This is a genomic window from Photobacterium damselae (assembly GCF_003026815.1).
GTDB classification, from domain to species: domain Bacteria; phylum Pseudomonadota; class Gammaproteobacteria; order Enterobacterales; family Vibrionaceae; genus Photobacterium; species Photobacterium damselae.
Window position 1 is genome coordinate 1 of the sequence record NZ_PYOG01000044.1, and the last position, 19,780, is coordinate 19,780.

Below are 19,780 nucleotides of genomic sequence, written 5' to 3' on the forward strand. Positions count from 1 at the left end.
GACCACTATTTTAAGTAGTGGTATTTATTACCGTTGCTTACAGTCGGTGAATAGCGCAGTTTGGTAGCGCATCTGGTTTGGGACCAGAGGGTCGGGGGTTCGAATCCCTCTTCACCGACCACTATTTCAAGTAGTGGTATTTATTACCGTTACTTACAGTCGGTGAATAGCGCGGTTTGGTTGAGCATCTAAGCTCTTCGGTAAACAGCGGACCAGAGGGTCAGGGGTTCCTGATCGTTCTAGAAGTAATAACCTCTTCACCGACCACTTATTAGGAAGCCTTGTCGAAAGACAAGGCTTTTTTATTATCTGTTAAAAATTAGAAATCTACCATTTCGATTCTAAACCGTAATAACCACTCTTAAGGCAAGTAGAATCAACACTACCCCTGACAGTTGATCAATAATCTTCGCCCTACTCTTTAGTTTGTCTAAAATATTGGCATGAGAGAGAACTAACGCAATTAAGGTATACCAAAGACCATCGACAATTAAAGGCGTTAAAACAATTGTTGCCTTTGCACTCCAATCATTTCCAACGGATACAAATTGACTAAAAAGCGCGATAAAAAAGAGTGCGAGCTTAGGATTTAGTAACGATATCATCGCACCATCTCGTGCTGCTTCACCTAATGAAGAGTGCTTTCCTGCTTGTAATTTTGCAGCAATCCCCCCTTTAGATCTTAACGCGTTGATACCAAGATACGCTAAATAACCTGCACCTAGATAAGTAATTAAGGTAAATACTTGTGGTGATTGCTTCAATACTACAGCCAATCCTAGTAGCGTCATCACCGCATAACAGCCAACACCACAAGCATGAGCCCAAGAAGTGACAATTCCGTGCTGCCTTCCCCCTGCCAATGTGTGCTTTACCACAACAGCTAAGCTAGGTCCGGGAGACATCGCCCCCAATAAGCAAACAAAAAATAATGAAAACCAAATTGTTATCGTCACGGTATCACCTACATCCCTGTATGTATTGATTAATCAATTTCTTGATAGCGTTATTAGTTGGCATTAATCCATTTTGCCAATCGGCGCAAACTTACCATTTGTTAAAGAAACCAAATCTTTTGCTGTTAATTCAATATCTAATCCACGGCGGCCAGCACTTACAAAAATAGTCTCAAATTGTTCAGCCCCGGCATCCACAAAAGTTGGTAGACGCTTTTTCTGACCTAAAGGGCTTATACCACCGACAATATAACCCGTTACTTTTTCTGCCAATTTAGGATCGGCCATTTCAGCTTTTTTACCACCAGCAGCTTTTGCAGCTGCCTTAAGATCAAGCATGCCAGAAACAGGCACAACGGCAACAGCCAAATTTTTTGCATCACCATTTAAGGAAAATAGCAGCGTCTTAAACACTCGGTCAGGATCAATACCTAATACCTCAGCCGCTTCGTGACCAAAGTTAGTATTGGATGGATCATGTTCATACTGATGGACGTCGTACTTAATACCATGTTTTTTCGCTAGCTTAATTGCCGGAGTCATAGTCACTACTCTTGCTAAATTTGTATTACACGATCAGATAGTCTGATCATAAAAACTAAACTATATACCGCATATTTGTAAGACAAAACCCTAAAAACAAAAAACGGCCCATATCAGGCCGTTTTTTAATAGTAATGATTGCTTATTTATAAACAATCTCACCTTTTGGTGCGAACTTGTTAACATCAATAGGACTGTGTTTATGCAGATACTCTTTTAGTACTTCAGCATCAACAAAGCCAGTATTTACATATCCTGCATGATCCGCGATTTTTGGATAACCATCGCCACCAGCAGCATTAAAGCTTGGGATTGTAAAGCGGTAGGTTGCTGTTGGATTTAATGCTTTACCACCAATCTTCACATCATGAACTTTGTTGTTCTCAACAACCATAGACACACCATAGAATTGGGCATAAGCACCAGAATCTACAGGCTTAGTTGCTACAACATTTAAGTAATCAAGTACTTCGTTACCTGTCATATCAACATAAGTCACAATGTTTCCAAACGGCTGAACGGTCAGTACATCTTTATAAGTGATGTTACCTGCAGGAATCGAATCACGCACACCGCCTGAGTTCATCACTGCAAAATCAGCTTTTGCACGCTCCATATGTGCTGCAGCAATTAAACGACCAAGGTTTGTCTGCTCAAAACGAACAACATTACGATCACCTTCTAGCTTACCGTTAGACTCTGCAATCTTAATATTTAACTGCTCTTGACCCTTATCTTGATATGGCGTTAAGAATTTAAGCACTTCTTGGTTTTGTGCGATTTCTGGCTGAATAAAGACACGTTGTTTAGAGCCATCAGCAAGTGTTACTTTCTTTTTCAAGTTCACAGGAATCAGATCATAGCTGACCATATTCAACTCACCGTTTTTAAACTCAAAATCGGCGCGACCTACATATTTACCCCATTCGTGAGCTTGAACAATCCAAGTTCCATTCTGCTGGTCTGGAGTACACTTTTCACCTGGCTGATAGTTTTTATCACTGACGTTTTTCGCTTCCATACAAACCGGTTCTTGGGAGTGTCCACCCACAATCATATCCAGTTCACCAGAAGGTAGGAAACGAGCTAGAGCCACATCGCCGGGAGCGTTAACACCACGCTTACCATCTTCATAATGGCCCATGTGTGTTGCGGCAATAATAATGTCTGGGTTCTCTGTCTTCTTAAGTTCTGCGATAACTTTTTTTGCTTCTACTTTAGGATCGCGAAACTCTATTTCACCAATATATTCTGGGTTACCAATCTTCGCCGTATCTTCTGTTGTCAAACCAATAACCGCAATTTTAAGCCCTTGCTGAGTAAAAATTTGGTATGGCTGGAATAGACGCTTTCCTGTTTTTTTATCGTAAATGTTGGCAGATAGCATTGGGAAATTAGCCCATGCTTCTTGCTTACGCAGTACATCTAAAGGATTATCGAACTCGTGGTTACCAAGAGCCATAGCATCATAACCTAATAGGTTCATACCCTTAAAATCAGGCTCGGCATCTTGAAGATCAGATTCTGGAACACCGGTGTTAATATCACCACCAGATAATAAAAGTGAAGTACCACCCTCAGCCTTAATTTCAGCACGCAACTTATCTAGTAGAGTCTTACGTGCAGCCATACCATATTCGCCATTATTATTTTGCCAAAAACGGCCATGGTGATCATTGGTATGCAATACCGTAAAGCGATAAGTTTTATCCGCATCCCACCCAGGTTGGTCAGCTTGGCTAGCACAACCGGATAACGCAGCCAGTAAAAGTGCACTTAATGCTGTTTTTGCAAATAGGCGTTGCTTCATGATATCCACCTTCATTGTGTTCAAAATCCTTCTTTACACATCCCGTTAATATGCAAAGACACAAAAATGAGCCTGTTATGCGAGATAAAAGCAAAACATGGCAATTAAAAGTGGGCACAGTTTAGAGGAAATAGAAAACGGTTGCGGTAGGTTTTCACAAATCTGTTGGGAAGATCACTTTAATGCTTATAGGTCATTAAAAAAAGATGATGAATACCACAAAAAAGCCTCGGCAAAACCGAGGCTTATAATAATATCAATAGATTGTTTTGAGCCAGCTCACATTACGCTTTATTAATACGACTAGAGTGTTTTAGCAAAATAGCGACCACTGCAGCAACCGCAAGGAAAATACAGTAATAAGAGTGCGCTACAACCTCTAGAGGCGACAACTTAAATACCGAGCCTAACAATAACGCCTGAGCTCCATAAGGAAGTAACCCTTGAATAACACATGAGAATATATCTAATAAACTCGCTGCACGTCTTGGCGTTACCCCATTTTCATCGGCTAATTCACGCGCCACACTACCAGAAACAATAATGGCAACCGTATTATTAGCAGTACAACAGTTCGTTAAACTTACAAGACCCGCAATACCAAATTCACTAGCACGTAGATTCTCATTTGCTGAGTGCTTTTTACTAAATACTCGAATAATACGGCTAATCAATTGAGTCAGATACGCTAAGCCACCTTGGCGACGCATCATCTCACCCATACCACCAATCAGCATAGAAAGTAAAAAGATCTCCTGCATATTACCAAAACCAGCATAGATATCTTTTGCAAAGTTGCCTAAATGATAGCTTGGCTCACTAAAGAGGCCGACACCACCGGCTAATAAGATCCCTAAGCTCAGCACGACAAAAACGTTCACCCCAGCAACAGCCAATACTAAAATGGTCACATATGGTAGTACCTTTAACCATTCAATCGCTTCAGTTGCAGGCACTTCAGAGCTATTGCTGCTTGCTGCAAACACAACCAGTGCAACAATCGCTGCAGGTAGAGCAATCTTAATATTCTCACGGAATTTATCCTTCATCTGGCAACCCTGAGAACGTGTAGCAGCAATGGTTGTATCTGAGATGATCGATAAGTTATCACCAAACATAGCGCCACTTAATACCACGCCAGCCGTTAATGCCACATCCATATCAGCCGCTTGTGCAATGCCAAGAGCAACAGGGGCAACAGCAGCAATGGTTCCCATAGATGTACCCATAGCGGTTGCGATAAATGCTGAGATAATAAAAATGCCAGGTAAAATGAGCTCAGCAGGAAGCATCGACAGACCAAAGTTTACAGTTGCATCTACCCCACCTGTCGCCTTTGCCACTGCAGCAAAAGCACCAGCTAGAAGGTAGATCATACACATCGCAATAATATCGCCATGGCCAACACCACGGATAAATTGCTCAATGGCTTTATTGAGTTTTTCTTTACTTAATAAAATCGCCACAATAACCGCAGGTAATGCTGCAACAGGAGCAGGCAATTGATAAAAAGCAAAATCAACGCCCTGCATTGTGAGGTAACTACCTACACCAATAAATAAGGCTAAGAATATCCCAAGAGGTAACAATGCCAGCAGGGACGGGGCTGGGCTCGTTTCATTTTGTTGTGTTGTGTTTGACATAGATGACTACTGGACATCGAAATAATTATAAGTGTGAACTAAGACTAAAGGCATGCACTATAGCTGTCAACAGTAGACGTCTATACTGCTAAAATAATAGCTCTAGCGTATTTTATTCGTGTTTCTAATTATTCCTATATGGTGTTATTTTTTTGACACCAAAGCGAAAAACATGTCATTAAAAACATCTTTCAAATCATTTAGTTAAATTTAATCATACAATAAGCGGAATCCCTCGCCATTTATTCTTTTTGCCTATAAAATCGGCACTCTCGTTTTTCTTGCTGATTGAGAACACAACAATGAAGTTAACCCTCAAGCAAAAACTGATAGGCTCAAGTTTGATTGCGCTTATCTTAATGGCAACCTCTTTAACCTGGCTTGCTGCAAATCGCCTCTCTGAACAAACCCAACAAGGGATCCACTCTCGAGTTGAAAGTCTAACTAATGCAGCAACATCGGGTATTCGTGATTGGATTCAAATACGAAAAAGTATTGCTAGTGCCTTTAACCATTTTGCAACCGCCCCTGATGTTGTTCCTTATCTACAACAGGCACGCTACGCTGGAGGATTTGACGATATCTATTTTGGCACTCCTGAAGGCAAAATGTATCGCTCTCACCCAGAACGTAATCGAGCAGACTACGATCCGCGTACCCGTCCTTGGTATCAAAGTGCTGAAAGTGAAAATAAACAGCTGATCACCCCAGCCTATCGTGATGCAATTACTAATGCCCTACTCGTTACTATTGCAGAACCTGTTCACCATAATGGACAAATGCTGGGTATTGTCGGTGCGGATGTGCTAATCGATCAGTTAATTAACGATGTAATTAGCTTAGATGCAGGTAAAAATGCCAGTGCGATGTTAATTGATCGCAACAATGGGACTTTCCTAGCCAATAGCAATCAGGATCTATTACTAAAACCGATTTCAGCGCTAAGTTCTCAGCTTTCTATCAACAGTGTTGAACAGCAAATTAATCATCAGCAATTTGAAACCATCACTATTGATGGTCAACCTAAGCTACTTTACTTTACCAATGTTCCAAACACACCTTGGATTTTTGGTGTCGAACTGGATCAAGCAACAGAAGAAGCCAGCTACTACGCATCTTTAACGCAACTTCTCATTACGTCAGTGATCATCACATTAGCGGTTATCATTGCTGTCACATTGCTTGTGAATTATTTATTCAGAGATTTAGCTCGCGTTTCTCAAGCCTTAGCAGAGATTGCAAATGGTGAAGGTGACCTTACTCAGCGTCTTGAACCTCATAGTGAAGATGAAGTCGGCCAGCTTGCTCATAACTTCAACCGCTTTGTTGGCAATATGCACGGTATGGTAAGTCGTCTAAATGATGTCTCTTCTGCCCTAACCCAGCAAGCTCATATTACCGCTTCTCAAGCAGAAGAGCGCAGTAGCCGTATTCAACATCAACAAGATGAAATTAATATGGTCGCAACTGCAATTAATGAAATGGCAGCGGCTACCCAAGAAATTGCCGGTAATGCGGATAATACGGCTCAAACTGCAGGTGAAACAGTTGAAGTTTCAGATCACGGCTCAACTCAGGTAGGCCAAAGTCAGCAATCCATTTCAAGCCTTGCGAGTGAAGTTGAAACAGCGACAGTTGTTATTGAAGAGCTCAACAGCCATGCCCAAAGCATTAACTCTATCTTAGCGACTATCCAAGGTATTGCAGAGCAAACTAACCTACTGGCGCTTAACGCCGCGATAGAAGCTGCACGTGCCGGCGAACAAGGTCGTGGTTTTGCCGTTGTTGCCGATGAGGTTCGCGTTTTAAGTCAACGCACTCACGCATCAACTCAAGAAATTCAACAAACCATTGAAACCCTGCAACAAACAACAGGTAAAGCTGTCGGTATTATGGAAGACAGTCGACGTCTTGCTGAAGCCAGTGTTGATGATGCTAACTCAGCATCTGCAAGCTTAAACCAAATTACAGCAGCGGTGACTAACATCAGTGATATGGCAACTCAAATTGCATCGGCAGCTGAAGAGCAATCATCAGTGACTTCCGAAATTACCCGCAATACAGAGGGCATTCGTGATGTCTCTAATGAGTTAGCAACCGAAGCACATGAAGCGGCGAAACAAGCGGCCGATCTCTCTCAGTTGTCATTTGAATTACAACAAGAGATAAATCGCTTCAAACTCTAACAACGAAATGGTTAAAAAATAAGAGTTAAAATAAAAGGGCTTAGCAGATACTAAGCCCTTTTTTATCGTGTTGAATCAATATATTTACTGACAGTAACGGTTATTGAATTACCATAGAGAACAAAATAGCAGAAACAGCTAACGCTCCCATCAACAAGATAAATATTGTGCTAAATTTACCACGATAGTGTTTCAGTGCATCCACTTTATAAACCGCAATCATTGGCATAATAAAGAGAATCATCGCAATAATCGGCCCAGAGATCGCTTCCATCATACCTAGAATGCTTGGGTTCATTACCGCTGCAAACCAAATAGAGAAAAACATCAACACCACACCGAGACGATCGACTTTTTTCTCTGACCATGAAGTCTGTTTTTGTACTAGACCATTGAAGCTTTCGCGAGCACCCATAAAGTGGCCAAGAAACGAAGAGGTAATGGCAATAAAAGCAATGAATGGACCAAGCAAAACAATAAAGTGGTTATCGTGTACGTTAGCTAAAAACGATAATACAGAAACATTCTGAGCCTTTGCTTGTTGTAACTGGTCAGGAGATAGACTTAAGACACAAGAAAAAACAAAGAAAAGTACAAACGACAACAACATAATTGAAGTGCGTTTTAAGATTTGTTCGGTCTTTTGGAAACCTTGCTCACCGTATTGGCGGCGTTGAGTATTGGCAAAACCTGAAATTACGGGCGTATGACTAAACGCAAAAACAACGACAGGTACAGCTAACCAAACCGATGAAATAAAATCTTTCGTCGTCGGCACAACAGAAAAATCAGGCAGTGTCCAAGAAGGAATTAGATACAGAGAAAGACCAGCCAAAATTGCAGCGAGTGGATACACTATCACTTCAAAGGCTTTTAACATCACCTTCTCACCAGCCATCATGACCGCAATCATTGCAAAAACCAGCACACCGGATAGAACCACTCGTGATGGGGCAGCCATATGAAGCTGATTCACAATAAAGCTATCCACGGTGTTAGTTAAGCCAACGCCATAAATCAATAGAATTGGAAAAATTGATAAGAAATAAAGTAGAGAGATCAAACGTCCAGATTTTGCGCCAAAATGTTCTTCTACCACATCGGTGAAATCACTGTCTTTTTTCGCAGAAGACAGAACAAAGCGCGCTAAACCACGGTGAGCCCAGAATGTCATAGGACCTGCAATTAAGGCCATAACGACTAACGGCCAAAAGCCACCAGCCCCGATATTAATAGGTAAAAATAAAATACCAGCACCGACCGCAGTACCAAATAAACTGAGCATCCAGCTAGTATCTGCTTTATTCCATACTGATTGGGATCGACTTACCTCAAGGGGAAGCTCTTGGGACATTGACACAATAAAACTCTCTTACACGAAATAAAATTCGGGAGTGAGTATGCGACTAGAAATAAAATATCTCAAAAGTAGACTGGCAAACATATCACCGTAAAGTCTGATACCCATTTAGCATGGTAACTGCAATTAATTAAATACGCAGAATTAAAAACCAAAAACCAACTACAAAACCAGAATTAAAAACCAAAATTTTATTATTTTTGTTTTTTTATACAAACGATGCTTTTTCAAGCAATAAAAAACGGCCTCAAGCTTTCACTCAAGGCCGTTATGGTTCAATACACAATAAAATTAGTTAATTTCGATGTGTTCAAAGCTTTTTACTAGATCATCAAGTTGCTTCACTTGCTTCAAGAATGGTTCTAGTTGTGCTAGAGGGAATGCAGAAGGACCATCACAACGAGCATTGTTTGGTTCTGGGTGCGCTTCCATAAATAGACCAGCAATACCTGTTGCCACACCCGATAACGCAAGAGAAACCGTTTGAGCACGACGACCACCAGATGCGGCACCTTGCGGATCACGACACTGAAGTGAATGGGTAACATCAAAAATAATTGGGCTACCTTTTGATGCTTCTTTCATCACATCAAAACCTAGCATATCTACCACAAGATTATCGTAACCGTGTACCACACCACGCTCACAAAGAATAATATTGTGATTATCACATTCTGCGAATTTCTCAACAATATTACCCACTTGATTTGGGCTCATAAACTGAGGTTTTTTAACGTTAATTACCGCGCCAGTTTTTGCCATGGCTTCAACTAAATCAGTTTGACGAGCCAAGAATGCAGGAAGTTGAATTACATCAACCACTTCAGCAACAGGTTGTGCTTGATATTGTTCGTGTACATCAGTAATGATTTTAACGCCAAAAGTGTCTTTTAACTCTTGGAAAATTTTAAGGCCTTCATCCATACCAGGACCACGATAAGAATGAACCGATGAACGGTTTGCTTTATCGAAAGAGGCTTTAAATACGTATGGAATACCCAGTTTATTGGTCACTTCAACGTAATGTTCACAGATCTTCATTGCAAGATCACGCGATTCAAGTACGTTCATACCGCCAAACAAAACAAACGGCTTGTCGTTAGCAACATCAATATCGCCAACGCGAACTACTTTCTGTTCCATCATATTCATTTCTCGTTTTAGTGCAGGGTTAACGGCTCAGCATTCAGTGCCTGAACCTGTAATTTCAATAGATCAGCAGCCGGATCTTCAGGACACTGCTCAATAAAGTAACTGTAATCTTCAGCAGCGGCATGACAACAATCTAGCTGTTGGTAGATATAACCACGATCTCGGATTTCATGCGGGTCTTCTGGATTGATCAATAACGCTAAATCACTACAAGCTAATGCCGTCATAAACTGCTCTTCACGAAGAAATGCACTTTTAAATACCGTCAACCAACGATATAGCGTTTCTTGATGCGTTGTCGTTTCCAAAAATTCCGGATCAAGCTGAGTGAAAGGACCGCGGTGACCAATCAACCAACTGCTTAAAATATGACGACTTACATATTCACCATCAAATGGATTAATAAATAAAATCTCGCCATCATACCATGTTACTTTCATTACAAACTGGGTAGGAAAACCAACGCCTACAACAGGTAAATCCAGTCTTTGTGCCAAATAAATAAAAATGGATCCCAAGGTCACAGGGATCCCTTTGCGGCGTTCAAGCACTTTATCTAAATAGACATTGTCAGAAGAAAAATACTGCTGGTGATCGCCGCAAAATCCCCATTGATGATAGAACAAACGCAATAAGCCTTCTAAGCGCAACTGAGGATTAATCTCATCCATCAGCTCATGCTCGGCTTCTTTTGCTAGGTTCTCAAGTTGTAAATGGACCCAAGTAGCTGGAAAGCTCGGATCAATTCGAGAGGTCATCTCGATTGCCCCTTCCACTAGCGGCATTTGCTCCAATTCATCTTCTGTAAACTGCAACATCTCTTATTTGCCTCTATTTATACCAAAGGAGTAAATTGGTATTAACCAAAGAGTGGCACTTTTGTTACTGCTAATTTTGCAGCCAATACAAGCCATCCTAATGCACCTAAAAATGCAAAGGTTTTAAATACTTTGTTTTTACCAACATGCAAGGTGAAATATCCCAACGCAATGTAGGCTAGAACACAACTTAATTTCTGAGTTAACCACTCACTACCCGGAGTAAATGGATAAAACCCCGTAATAAAAATCAGCGCAACACCTGTAGCAACCAAGATGGTATCTATGACATGAGGAGTCACTTTTAATGCTTTCTTTTGCAGTAATGATGAGTTCGCCATCAATAAGATATAGCGTAGGGTTAATAGCAGAACGCTCAGTGCAATTGCCAATAAGTGCAAATGCTTCATTGCTTCATACATACTTTACTCTCTTTATTGTTGCCAGCAGCCAAGGGTAACACGGTCTAACCCAGCATAATCTTGCTCAGTTACCACCGCTTGATATCCCAATTTCGTTAAGATCTCTCTTACTGCTAATCCTTGCTCAAATCCATGTTCGAGTAATAACCAGCCATTGGTTTGTAAATGTTGGCGGCCTTGTTCAGCAATAATTTTAATATCAGCCAAACCATTATCTGCCGCAACTAAAGCACTTTTGGGTTCAAAACGTACATCTCCTTGATCAAGATGAGGATCCTGTTCATCAATATAAGGAGGATTACTAACAATTACAGCAAACTGTTGTATCTCTGCGAGTGGGCTATACCAACTTCCTGCTAGAAATTGGACATTATTAAACCCAAGCGTTGCGCCATTCTCGGTTGCTAACTGTGCCGCTTCTTGGCGTAAATCAATTCCTGTTACTGTAATATCTGGGCGTTCAGAAGCAATTGCAAGAGCGATCGCACCGGTTCCTGTACCTAAATCTAAGACTTGGCAAGGTTGAGCGGGAATCTTATCCAGTGCAAGTTCAACTAAACGTTCAGTGTCAGGTCTTGGGATCAGAGTTGATGGTGCCACTTTTAATGGTAGAGACCAAAACTCACGAACACCAATAATATAAGCGACAGGCTCCCCCGCCAAACGACGAGAAACACAGTGAGAAAAGAGAGAAAATTGAGATTCGTCCAGTTCTTTTTCTGGCCAAGTCAAAAGATAACTGCGAGGCTTATCCAGTGCGTGACATAACAAAACAGCAGCGTCTAACTGCGGGCTTGGACAACCCGCAGTTTGAAGCTCTTGAGCAGTTTGTTTTAGCAGCACTTCAATACTGCGAGACATATTAGTTCTGCTCTGCCATAGCCGCTAGCTGATCAGCTTGGTATTCCACCAATACAGGCTGAATCAAGCAATCAACATCCCCTTCCATTACCTCATTTAGACGATAAATAGTTAGGGTGATACGGTGATCCGATACACGACCTTGAGGGTAGTTGTAAGTACGGATACGGTCACTACGGTCACCAGAACCCAATAGGTTACGACGCGTGCTTGCTTCTTCTGCGTGACGCTTCTCTTCTTCTGCTTTGATGATACGAGCTGCTAGCACTGACATCGCTTTTGCTTTGTTCTTATGCTGAGAGCGCTCATCCTGACACTCAACCACAATACCGGTTGGTAAGTGGGTAATACGGATTGCAGAGTCAGTGGTGTTAACGTGCTGACCACCCGCACCAGATGAGCGGTAAGTATCAATTTTCAGATCGCTTGGATTGATTTCAGGGATCTCTGCTTCTGGAATTTCAGGAAGAACTGCAACGGTACAAGCTGAAGTATGAACACGACCTTGAGATTCTGTCGCAGGTACACGTTGTACACGGTGACCGCCTGACTCAAACTTAAGTACGCCGTACGCACCGTCACCAGTTACTTTAGCGATCATTTCTTTGTAACCGCCATGCTCAGCATCGTTTGCACTCATTACTTCGATACGCCAACCGCGACGTTCAGCATAACGGCTGTACATACGGAATAGATCGCCGGCGAAAATACCAGCTTCATCGCCGCCAGCACCTGCCCGAATCTCTAAGAAACAGTTGCGCTCATCGTTTGGATCTTTAGGAATAAGCAGAACTTGAAGTTCATCTTCTAAACGCTCAATTTCTGCTTTTGCTTCTTTGATCTCTTCTTGCGCCATTTCGCGCATTTCAGCATCGTCTTCGTTTGCCATCTCTTCAGCAGCAGCAAGATCGTCTTGTGCTTGCTTATAAGCTTGGAAACACTTGGTTACTTCTTCAAGCTGTGAATACTCTTTTGATAGAGAGCGGAACTTATCTTGATCGCTGATCACACTTGGATCACCTAGTAAGTGCTGCACTTCTTCATAGCGCTCTTCTAGGGTTTCTAATTTTACTAAGATTGATGGTTTCATAATGTTTCTAAATAGTTGTTTAGCGACGCGAGAGCCATCTATCCTCCCTAGTTACTTAGAACAGTTCTAAATACATAGAGCGGCATATTGCTATCACAAGGTATACCCATTGGAGTAACTAAGTAATCCAAAGCGAATAAATAGGTATTCTAATGGATATCGTCTAAAACTAGGAATCTAAACCTAACGTTTCGCGAATTACAGCCAATTTATCAGGATCACCATTATGGGCGGCCTGCTGCATAGCTTTGGTTGGTGCATGAATCAGTTTGTTGGTGAGTTTATTGCTAAGCTCTGCCAACACTTTTTCTGGATTAGCGCCACTGGCAATAGCCTGCAAACTACGAGTGAGTAACTCGCCTTTTATTTCTTCGGCATGATGGCGGTATTGACGAATACTATCTACCGCTTCTAGCGAACGAAGCCAACTCATAAACGCGGCACTTTCTTCACTGACAATCGCTTCAGCTTGAATCGCGGCTACTTTACGTTGTTCTCGGTTTTTCTCAACAATACTGTGTAAGTCATCAACCGAGTATAGATAAGCATCATTTAACTCACCCACTTCTGCTTCAATATCACGCGGTACGGCAATATCAACCAATAACATCGGCTGATGACGACGCGCTTTTAAAGCATTTTCGACCATCCCTTTACCAATAATAGGCAATGGGCTCGCCGTTGAGCTAATAACAATATCGGCACGATGAAGATGCTCAGGGATCTGCTCTAAGCCAATCACTTCGGCACCAAACTCAGTTGAAAATTTCTCAGCTCGCTCACGAGTACGGTTAGCTACAATTAAACTGCTACAGCCTTGTTCTACAATATGACGAGCAACCAACTCAATGGTTTCCCCTGCACCAACCAATAGCACAGATACGCCATGTAGAGACTCAAAGATTTGTCGAGCTAATGTACAAGCGGCAAAAGCAACCGATACTGCATTACCACCGATATCCGTTTCTGTTCGAACTCGTTTGGCAACGGTAAATGTTTTTTGAAACAGTTTTTCTAGCGTTCCTTGCACTGCATCGTTGTCTTTAGCATCCGAGTATGATTGTTTTACCTGTCCTAAAATCTGAGGTTCGCCTAATACTAGCGAATCTAAACCACACGCTACACGCATTAAATGGCGAGCTGCGGCTTGTTCCTCATAAAAATACAGGCTTGGCATCAACTCTTCGGCAGTGATCTGATGAAAATTGGTCAACCAGTCAATAATCACGCCGGGCCCTGACTGTGAAATGTCACAATAGACTTCAGTTCGGTTACAAGTAGAGACAATAACGCCACTTGTCACCTCAGGGTGTAATTCTAGCTCCTGTAAGGCACGAGTAAGCTTCTCCGGAGAAAAGGCTACCTTCTCGCGCAAATCGACAGTCGCTGTTTTATGGTTGATTCCTAATGCAAGCAAGGTCATGGAGACGACGTACCACTTCGCAGGTGAAAAAAGATCTAAAGACGAGATTTTACTTTATGCTTACCACTAATTAAAGGCAGTAACTTCAATCTCTCATCGTTAAATAGAGGTTAAAAGAATAAACGGAAGCGATAATTATACTAAAATTCGCAAATATGCCCAATAGACAGGCGGGAAAAACCGATTTACTTATACGCAAAGATTGTGGTTTTGCTGAATTATCGCTATTGTTTGCGCAACTATATACGTAGGTATTCTATATGCATTCAACAATCGATTTGAAATTAAAGTCATCTATTAAATCAATAGGTTGTTCTTTCAATTGGCGTGTTATCAGCCTAGGTTTTCTTGTTACATTAATGACAGGTTGTGCAAGCCAATCACCTGAAATAAGTCAAAAAGTTAATTGGCCTACTCAAGAGCAACAACTGTCTAAACTTACTCATTATCAAGCATCGGGTAAGCTCGCCTATAAAGATAATCAACAACGTTTTGGCGCAAATCTAAATTGGCAAACGAATAATCAAAACGATCATCTACTCTTAACTAACTTTCTTGGTCAGACCTTAATTAAGTTAGATACAACCCCAAAATCCGTCACCTTAATTGATTATAAAGGCAATGAATATCACGGAACCAATGCCGCAGAACTGGTTCGCCGCTTAACAGGGATTAACCTTCCTATTGAACAAATGCAAAACTGGTTAATTGGCCTACCTACCGCTGCCGATACATTCCAATTAAATGATCAAGGCGTTGTTGGCTACCTAGCAAAACAGATTGGTCCACAACTGTGGGAAATGCATTATCAAGAATACGATTTCTCACAACACCCTGCGTTACCAAGCAAAATGATCCTCTCACAAGGTAAACAAAAAATTACCCTAGTGATTAATGAGTGGAATTTAAAATAATCATGAGCCATCCAATGAATACTTTTTTTGATACCACAACCCAATGGCCCGCTCCGGCAAAACTCAATCTATTTCTCTACATTACAGGTCGCCGGCCAAATGGTTATCACGATCTGCAAACACTGTTTCAATTTTTAGATTACGGTGACACGCTCACAATTACTCCCCGTCGTGATAGCGCTATTAACCTATCTCCTGCTATTGAAGGGGTAAAAACAGAAGATAATCTGATTTATCGAGCAGCAGATACCCTACGCAAAAAAGCCAACGTGAGTTTAGGTGCAGACATTGCTATCGAAAAGATCTTACCTATGGGTGGAGGCCTAGGTGGTGGTTCATCTAACGCAGCAACAACATTGGTGGCTCTAAATCATCTATGGCAAACCCATTTAACGACTGATGAATTGGCAGAAATCGGCCTTGGGTTAGGGGCTGATGTACCCGTTTTTGTTCGTGGTATGAGTGCTTTTGCAGAAGGCGTAGGGGAAAAATTACAGTCAGCAGAACCTGAAGAAAAATGGTTTTTAGTGGCAAAACCCGATGTCAGCATCGCAACTGTCGATATTTTCACCCATCCAGAGCTAAAAAGAGACAGTAAAAAAAGACCGCTAAACGCCCTATTGGCAGGGGTTTACGAAAACGATTGCGAAAAAATCGTCCGAACACTCTATCCAGAGGTTGATAAGGCGCTTTCGTGGCTGTTAGAATACGCGCCATCAAGATTGACTGGGACTGGCGCTTGCGTGTTTGCAGAATTTCAAACCGAACAAGAAGCCAAATCAATTTTGTCTAAATTACCTAACTGGCTCCACGGATTTGTCGCTAAAGGTGTCAACACTTCACCTCTTATGCACACCTTGACTACTCATTCTTTGGAACAGTAACCACAACTTGGATGCAACCTGAGGTTTACACCGTGCCTGATATGAAGCTGTTTGCTGGTAACGCAACACCAGAACTAGCCCAACGCATTGCTGATCGTCTTTACATTTCACTTGGAGACGCAACGGTTAACCGTTTCTCCGACGGCGAAGTATGTGTTCAGATTAATGAAAACGTTCGTGGTAGCGACGTATTCATTATTCAATCAACTTGTGCACCAACTAACGACAACCTAATGGAACTTGTTGTTATGATCGATGCACTACGCCGCGCTTCAGCAGGCCGTATTACAGCCGTAATCCCTTACTTCGGCTATGCTCGTCAAGACCGCCGTGTACGTTCTGCACGTGTGCCAATTACAGCAAAAGTTGTTGCTGATTTCCTATCTAATGTTGGTGTTGACCGTGTTCTTACTGTTGACCTACACGCAGAACAGATCCAAGGCTTCTTCGACGTTCCTGTCGATAACGTATTTGGTAGCCCTGTACTGCTTGAAGATATGCTAACAAAAGATCTTGATGATCCAGTTGTTGTATCTCCAGATATCGGTGGTGTTGTTCGTGCTCGCGCAATTGCAAAACTACTTGATGATACTGACATCGCAATCATCGACAAACGTCGCCCTCGTGCTAACGTTTCTCAAGTAATGCACCTAATCGGTGATGTTGAAGGTCGTGATTGTATTATCGTTGACGATATGATCGATACCGGTGGTACTCTTTGTAAAGCAGCAGAAGCTCTTAAAGAGCGCGGTGCTAAGCGTGTATTTGCTTATGCGACTCACCCAGTATTCTCTGGTACTGCGGCACAAAATATCCGTGAATCTGTTATCGATGAAGTAATCGTAACTGACTCTATTCCGCTACAAAAAGAGTTAGCTGAAACAGGTAAAGTATCGGTTCTAACCCTATCTGGTATGCTAGCTGAAGCAATTCGTCGTATCAGCAACGAAGAATCTATTTCAGCGATGTTTGAGCACTAATTAAGACGCTTAAACTCAGCTCAGTTTTAACGCCCTGCTTTTTGCGGGGCGTTTTATTTTTTATGGCAAACACCTAACCAATGCCTTGCCATATCAATTTTTCTGAATTTGGTATAACATATCGCCCGTTTTCGCCCCTTATCATGGGCAATACAGCTGGTAATTACCTTTTGTTTTTGAATATCAAGGTAAGGTAACGCATTATTTTTTATCCATTTTCGATTAGATAATGTTTGATATACCCAAACGACTTCGAGAGAAGAAATGGCTCTTTATTCTTTAAGCCGCTTGGGTATATATAACAAGAGAGACAAGTGTGAGTAATAATATTCGTCTACTTGTTGGCTTGGCAAATCCAGGCCAAGAGTATGCCAAAACCCGTCACAATGCGGGTGCATGGGTTGTGGAAGAGTTAGCGCGAGTTCATAACGTAACGCTACGTGAAGATGCAAAATATTTTGGTTTAACGGGTCGAATTACGACTAATGGCCAAGATCTGCGTCTTTTAATTCCAACAACTTTTATGAATCTGTCAGGTAAATCTGTTGCTGCGCTAGCTAAATTCTTCCAAATCCAACCGGAAGAGATCTTAGTGGCTCACGATGAATTAGATTTACCACCAGGTGTTGCTAAATTTAAGAAAGGTGGCGGTCACGGAGGCCATAATGGTCTGCGAGATATCATCAGTAAAATGGGCAACAACAAAGATTTCTATCGCCTGCGTATTGGTATTGGCCATCCAGGGGATAAAAACAAAGTCGCAGGTTTTGTATTAGGCAAAGCTCCAGCCAAAGAACAAGAACTTATCGATGCAGCGGTAGATGAAGCCGTTCGCTGTATGGATATCTTATTGAAAGATGGTTTGAGCAAAGCGCAAAATCGCCTCCATTCATTTAAGGCAGAGTAAGATTTATATCTATACTGTTTTAAATTGTTACATAGAATAATCACCAAAAGGGTTTCAAACCATGGGTTTTAAATGCGGTATCGTAGGCCTACCAAACGTTGGTAAGTCAACTCTATTCAATGCCTTAACTAAAGCAGGTATCGAAGCAGCGAACTTCCCGTTCTGTACTATCGAACCAAACACAGGTGTTGTACCTGTGCCAGATCCACGTATGGATGCATTAGCTGTTTTTGTTAAGCCAGAGCGCATTCTGCCAACAACAATGGAATTCGTTGACATCGCAGGTCTTGTAGCTGGCGCGTCAAAAGGTGAAGGTCTAGGTAACAAATTCCTAGCCAACATCCGTGAAACAGATGCAATTGGTCATGTTGTTCGTTGTTTTGAAAATGAAAATATCGTTCACGTTGCAGGTCGTATTGATCCATTAGAAGATATGGACATCATCAACCTAGAGCTTGCAATGGCTGACCTTGATACGTGTGAGCGTGCTCTTCAGCGTCTGGCTAAACGAGCTAAAGGTGGTGATAACGAAGCAAAATTTGAGATCAAAGTTCTTGAGAAAATGCTTCCTCACCTAACTGAAGGCGGCATGCTACGTTCGCTTGAGCTAACAAAAGAAGAAAAAGTAGCTATCGACTACCTACACTTCCTAACGCTTAAGCCAACCATGTACATTGCAAACGTGAACGAAGATGGTTTTGAAAATAACCCATTCTTAGACGCAGTAATGGAGCGTGCAGCACAAGAGAACGCAGTTGTTGTTCCTGTTTGTGCCGCAATCGAGTCTGAAATTGCTGAACTTGATGATGCAGACCGCGAAGAGTTCCTAGCAGATCTTGGTATCGAAGAACCAGGTCTAAACCGTGTAATTCGTTCAGGTTACGAGCTACTGTCTCTACAAACTTACTTCACTGCAGGTGTTAAAGAAGTTCGTGCATGGACTATCCCTGTTGGTGCAACAGCACCAAAAGCAGCAGGTGTTATCCACACTGACTTTGAAAAAGGTTTCATCCGTGCAGAAGTTATCGGCTATGACGACTACATCGAGTGTGGCGGTGAAGCTGGTGCGAAAGAAGCAGGTAAGTGGCGCCTAGAAGGTAAAGAATACATCGTTAAAGATGGTGACGTTGTTCACTTCCGCTTTAACGTATAAGATTTAAGCAAAATCGACTGACTCGTTATTTACTTCGAGATCAATATTATAAGCCAGCCGTAAGGTTGGCTTATTTTTTTGATATTTATCTAAAATCCAGCCATAATCTCTGCCTAGTTATTGCGCAGCAAAAAATGCGTAAATATCCGAAAAACAGTCATTTCAGTTTGTCGAACATGCACATCGCCCAAATAACAATCGAACAAACGAATTTTCTGAATATATTCAAAAAAACTGTTGACGGTCATAGTTCTGATAAGCATAATGCGCCCCGTTCCCGACACAACGGCTCACTAAGAGCGCTGGTTGATGAACTGAAAAAACTTAAAAATGGCTACGTAGCTCAGTTGGTTAGAGCACATCACTCATAATGATGGGGTCACAGGTTCGAATCCCGTCGTAGCCACCATTTCTATTTCTCCTTGAAGAAATACGAAAATTAAGTATTATGCGGAAGTGGCGAAATTGGTAGACGCACTAGATTTAGGTTCTAGCGCCGCAAGGTGTGAGAGTTCAAGTCTCTCCTTCCGCACCATCTCTCTTTATGAGACTGTAGGTCTATCGCCAAGCGGTAAGGCAACGGGTTTTGATCCCGTCATCCCCTGGTTCGAATCCAGGTAGACCTGCCATTATTTCTGATAACGATGTATTTCGGTATCACACAAGTTGGCTACGTAG

The 19,780-nt window shown here is 41.9% G+C and carries 17 protein-coding genes and 4 tRNA genes; 10 read left to right on the plus strand and 11 right to left on the minus strand.

Translation table 11 applies throughout. The features are described from left to right. Nucleotides 1-44: 44 nt before the first annotated feature. Nucleotides 45-121: transfer RNA gene (locus tag CTN07_RS20755), tRNA-Pro, on the plus strand. Nucleotides 122-341: 220 nt separating this feature from the next. Here CTN07_RS20755 and CTN07_RS20760 read toward each other — a convergent pair. From CTN07_RS20760 to CTN07_RS20780, 4 genes are all read right to left on the minus strand, one after another. Beyond that, the gene (locus CTN07_RS20760) at nucleotides 342-956 is read right to left on the minus strand and encodes a LysE family translocator (protein ID WP_005298089.1); all 615 of its coding nucleotides are present in this window, start codon (nucleotides 954-956) and stop codon (nucleotides 342-344) included. Nucleotides 957-1,019: 63 nt separating this feature from the next. Next, nucleotides 1,020-1,499 (minus strand): Cys-tRNA(Pro) deacylase, encoded by a 480-nt coding sequence (gene ybaK, locus CTN07_RS20765; protein WP_036763370.1) that lies wholly within the window; start codon nucleotides 1,497-1,499, stop codon nucleotides 1,020-1,022. A gap of 142 nt (nucleotides 1,500-1,641) precedes the next feature. Then, nucleotides 1,642-3,309, minus strand: coding sequence for a bifunctional UDP-sugar hydrolase/5'-nucleotidase UshA (gene ushA / locus CTN07_RS20770; protein WP_036764845.1), 1,668 nt, complete (start codon nucleotides 3,307-3,309; stop codon nucleotides 1,642-1,644). A gap of 284 nt (nucleotides 3,310-3,593) precedes the next feature. Next, nucleotides 3,594-4,952 carry a Na+/H+ antiporter NhaC family protein gene (locus CTN07_RS20780; RefSeq protein ID WP_005298083.1) on the minus strand — a complete coding sequence of 453 codons (1,359 nt, stop codon included), beginning with the start codon at nucleotides 4,950-4,952 and terminating at the stop codon, nucleotides 3,594-3,596. 302 nt (nucleotides 4,953-5,254) lie between these two features. Between CTN07_RS20780 and CTN07_RS20785 the strand changes: the two genes are divergently transcribed. After that, on the plus strand, nucleotides 5,255-7,138 hold the full coding sequence (locus CTN07_RS20785) for a methyl-accepting chemotaxis protein (RefSeq protein ID WP_005298081.1): 1,884 nt from the start codon (nucleotides 5,255-5,257) through the stop codon (nucleotides 7,136-7,138). Between the two features lie 100 nt (nucleotides 7,139-7,238). Here the strand turns inward: CTN07_RS20785 and CTN07_RS20790 are convergent, their stop codons facing one another. The 7 genes from CTN07_RS20790 to hemA form a co-directional block, all read right to left on the minus strand. Further along, nucleotides 7,239-8,492 carry an aromatic amino acid transport family protein gene (locus CTN07_RS20790; protein ID WP_005298080.1) on the minus strand — a complete coding sequence of 418 codons (1,254 nt, stop codon included), beginning with the start codon at nucleotides 8,490-8,492 and terminating at the stop codon, nucleotides 7,239-7,241. Nucleotides 8,493-8,789: 297 nt separating this feature from the next. Then, complete coding sequence (gene kdsA / locus CTN07_RS20795; RefSeq protein WP_005298079.1) at nucleotides 8,790-9,644, minus strand: 3-deoxy-8-phosphooctulonate synthase; 855 nt, start codon at nucleotides 9,642-9,644, stop codon at nucleotides 8,790-8,792. Nucleotides 9,645-9,658: 14 nt separating this feature from the next. Next, a complete protein-coding gene (locus CTN07_RS20800) occupies nucleotides 9,659-10,468 on the minus strand; it encodes a SirB1 family protein (protein ID WP_005298077.1) in 810 nt (269 codons plus the stop codon). A gap of 41 nt (nucleotides 10,469-10,509) precedes the next feature. Continuing rightward, complete coding sequence (locus tag CTN07_RS20805; protein WP_036763365.1) at nucleotides 10,510-10,890, minus strand: SirB2 family protein; 381 nt, start codon at nucleotides 10,888-10,890, stop codon at nucleotides 10,510-10,512. A gap of 12 nt (nucleotides 10,891-10,902) precedes the next feature. Continuing rightward, nucleotides 10,903-11,751, minus strand: coding sequence for a peptide chain release factor N(5)-glutamine methyltransferase (gene prmC, locus CTN07_RS20810; RefSeq protein ID WP_005298076.1), 849 nt, complete (start codon nucleotides 11,749-11,751; stop codon nucleotides 10,903-10,905). A 1-nt stretch (nucleotide 11,752) separates the two neighbouring features. Then, a complete protein-coding gene (gene prfA / locus CTN07_RS20815; RefSeq protein ID WP_005298075.1) occupies nucleotides 11,753-12,841 on the minus strand; it encodes a peptide chain release factor 1 in 1,089 nt (362 codons plus the stop codon). Nucleotides 12,842-13,010: 169 nt separating this feature from the next. Continuing rightward, a complete protein-coding gene (hemA, locus tag CTN07_RS20820; protein WP_005298074.1) occupies nucleotides 13,011-14,264 on the minus strand; it encodes a glutamyl-tRNA reductase in 1,254 nt (417 codons plus the stop codon). Between the two features lie 260 nt (nucleotides 14,265-14,524). Here hemA and lolB point away from each other — a divergent pair, with 260 nt between their 5' ends. The 8 genes from lolB to CTN07_RS20860 all read left to right on the plus strand — a co-directional run bounded on the left by lolB (nucleotide 14,525) and on the right by CTN07_RS20860 (nucleotide 19,731). Further along, complete coding sequence (lolB, locus tag CTN07_RS20825; protein ID WP_005298073.1) at nucleotides 14,525-15,178, plus strand: lipoprotein insertase outer membrane protein LolB; 654 nt, start codon at nucleotides 14,525-14,527, stop codon at nucleotides 15,176-15,178. Nucleotides 15,179-15,192: 14 nt separating this feature from the next. Continuing rightward, on the plus strand, nucleotides 15,193-16,062 hold the full coding sequence (gene ispE, locus CTN07_RS20830) for a 4-(cytidine 5'-diphospho)-2-C-methyl-D-erythritol kinase (RefSeq protein WP_036764841.1): 870 nt from the start codon (nucleotides 15,193-15,195) through the stop codon (nucleotides 16,060-16,062). A gap of 32 nt (nucleotides 16,063-16,094) precedes the next feature. Beyond that, complete coding sequence (locus tag CTN07_RS20835; protein WP_005298069.1) at nucleotides 16,095-17,042, plus strand: ribose-phosphate pyrophosphokinase; 948 nt, start codon at nucleotides 16,095-16,097, stop codon at nucleotides 17,040-17,042. A gap of 316 nt (nucleotides 17,043-17,358) precedes the next feature. Further along, on the plus strand, nucleotides 17,359-17,949 hold the full coding sequence (gene pth / locus CTN07_RS20840; RefSeq protein ID WP_005298068.1) for an aminoacyl-tRNA hydrolase: 591 nt from the start codon (nucleotides 17,359-17,361) through the stop codon (nucleotides 17,947-17,949). A gap of 61 nt (nucleotides 17,950-18,010) precedes the next feature. Then, nucleotides 18,011-19,102 carry a redox-regulated ATPase YchF gene (gene ychF, locus CTN07_RS20845; RefSeq protein ID WP_005298067.1) on the plus strand — a complete coding sequence of 364 codons (1,092 nt, stop codon included), beginning with the start codon at nucleotides 18,011-18,013 and terminating at the stop codon, nucleotides 19,100-19,102. Between the two features lie 332 nt (nucleotides 19,103-19,434). Then, nucleotides 19,435-19,511 (plus strand) — tRNA-Met (locus CTN07_RS20850). A 41-nt stretch (nucleotides 19,512-19,552) separates the two neighbouring features. Beyond that, nucleotides 19,553-19,637 (plus strand) — tRNA-Leu (locus tag CTN07_RS20855). A 19-nt stretch (nucleotides 19,638-19,656) separates the two neighbouring features. Next, nucleotides 19,657-19,731 (plus strand) — tRNA-Gln (locus tag CTN07_RS20860). Nucleotides 19,732-19,780 lie beyond the last annotated feature (49 nt).